The sequence below is a fragment of the uncultured Mucilaginibacter sp. genome (assembly GCF_937859865.1).
In the GTDB taxonomy this organism is placed as follows: domain Bacteria; phylum Bacteroidota; class Bacteroidia; order Sphingobacteriales; family Sphingobacteriaceae; genus Mucilaginibacter_A.
This window is the reverse complement of sequence record NZ_CALMAT010000133.1, coordinates 1-1,870: the sequence shown is the minus strand read 5'-3', so window position 1 is coordinate 1,870 and position 1,870 is coordinate 1. Positions and strand designations below refer to the sequence as shown.

Sequence of the window (1,870 nt, the reverse complement as noted above, 5' to 3'; positions counted from 1 at the left end):
CAAGGCGCAACGGCATTGATGTTTGAAGGGATCCCAACATGGCCGGATGCCGGCCGGATGTGGAATATTGTAGAAAAACATAAAGTCAATATTTTATACACGGCGCCAACCGCCATCCGTTCTTTGATGAGTTTTGGCGATGAGCCGTTAAAAGGAAAAGATCTAAGTTCGCTTACCAAATTAGGTTCGGTAGGAGAGCCGATCAATGAAGAAGCCTGGCATTGGTTTAATGAGAAAATTGGCCACAACAAATGCCCGATTGCCGATACCTGGTGGCAAACAGAAACCGGCGGCTTAATGATTTCGCCTATTGCTGGCGTTACACCTACCAAACCTGGTTACGCCACGTTGCCGCTTCCTGGCATTCAGCCGGTTTTGGTGGATGAAAACGGAAACGAAATTGAAGGCAACGGCGTTAGCGGAAACTTGTGCATCAAATTTCCGTGGCCGGGAATGCTGCGAACCACTTATGGCGACCATGAACGCTGCCGCACCACGTATTTTGCCACTTACCCAAACCGTTATTTTACCGGCGATGGTTGCCTGCGCGATGAAGACGGCTACTACAAAATCACCGGGCGTGTGGACGATGTGCTGAACGTTTCCGGCCACCGCATTGGTACGGCGGAAGTGGAAAACGCCATCAACATGCACACGGATGTGGTAGAATCAGCCGTGGTTGGTTATCCGCACGAGATTAAAGGACAAGGTGTTTACGCTTTTGTGGTCAGCCCGAACATGCACGGCGATGAAAACCTTACCCGAAAAGATATTACGATGACCGTTTCGCGCATCATCGGTGCCATTGCCAAACCTGATAAAATCCAGTTTGTAAGCGGTTTGCCCAAAACGCGTTCCGGCAAAATTATGCGTCGGATTCTTCGAAAAATTGCGGAAGGCGATACAGGAAATTTGGGTGATACTTCTACGTTGTTGGATCCGGCGGTGGTGGAAGAAATTAAGGCCGGTGCGTTGAACAAATAATATTAAATCAGGATAAATGGCAAACTTGTTTAAATGCTGTTTTTGAAAATTTACAATGCTTCTTTTATCCCTGTAAATTCTGTTTTGGTACAAAAAGTACAACGAGCCAATGATTTTGATGGGGTAAAAGAAGCATGGAAAATATTATGAACAAATTTTAAACCTGCTCAAACTTAATAAAGCTGCTTACCGTAAAGAGCCTGGTAAAATACTTGGTTTAAATGGAGATTGATTACATTATTTTAGACAGTAATTCTGCAAGCGAATTAGAATTGTTATTGGGCGAAAAAGCTTTGGATGGCTATAAAGCCGTTTCTTTAAATTCATGTTTTGATCCTAACAAAGGAATAACATACACGGCTTTAATGGTAAATTACGGGTTGAACGGCCAGTTAGAAGATTCAATTGCCCAGATTTTAGAAAAGTTAGATAACATCAGTATGTCTTTGTTATTGATCGAAACCAATACTGGTGATAACCTGAATTAAGCATAATAGTAAATGTATTTTATGCTGATTGAAGATCATTAACAAGGAAATTTAAAGGATTACGCCGTCTGGAAGTTTCCTTAAATGTTATTCTGATTTTCTACAGGACAAAAAAACTAAAATATATTTTGCAAAAATAAATTGCACTTCTATATTTGCAGTCCCAAACGCAAGGGGAGATTAGCTCAGCTGGTTCAGAGCATCCCGATTTACGAATCGGGAGGGCCACGGCAGGGTTTACAAAAATAGGGAGATTAGCTCAGCTGGTTCAGAGCATCCCGATTTACGGATCGGGAGGGCCGCGGCAGGGTTTACAAAAATTGGGAGATTAGCTCAGCTGGTTCAGAGCATCTGCCTTACAAGCAGAGGGTCACTGGTTCGAACCCAGTATCTCCCAC

The 1,870-nt window shown here is 43.4% G+C and carries 2 protein-coding genes and 1 tRNA gene; all 3 read left to right on the top strand.

Annotated features, from left to right (window positions below):
• Positions 1 to 984, top strand: a 984-nt coding sequence (locus tag Q0192_RS14775) for an AMP-binding protein (protein WP_299290462.1), incomplete at its 5' end; no start/stop codon positions are given.
• Between the two features lie 221 nt (positions 985 to 1,205).
• The gene (locus Q0192_RS14770) at positions 1,206 to 1,472 is read left to right on the top strand and encodes a hypothetical protein (protein WP_299290459.1); all 267 of its coding nucleotides are present in this window, start codon (positions 1,206 to 1,208) and stop codon (positions 1,470 to 1,472) included.
• Between the two features lie 322 nt (positions 1,473 to 1,794).
• Positions 1,795 to 1,869 (top strand) — tRNA-Val (locus Q0192_RS14765).
• Position 1,870: the final 1 nt, after the last annotated feature.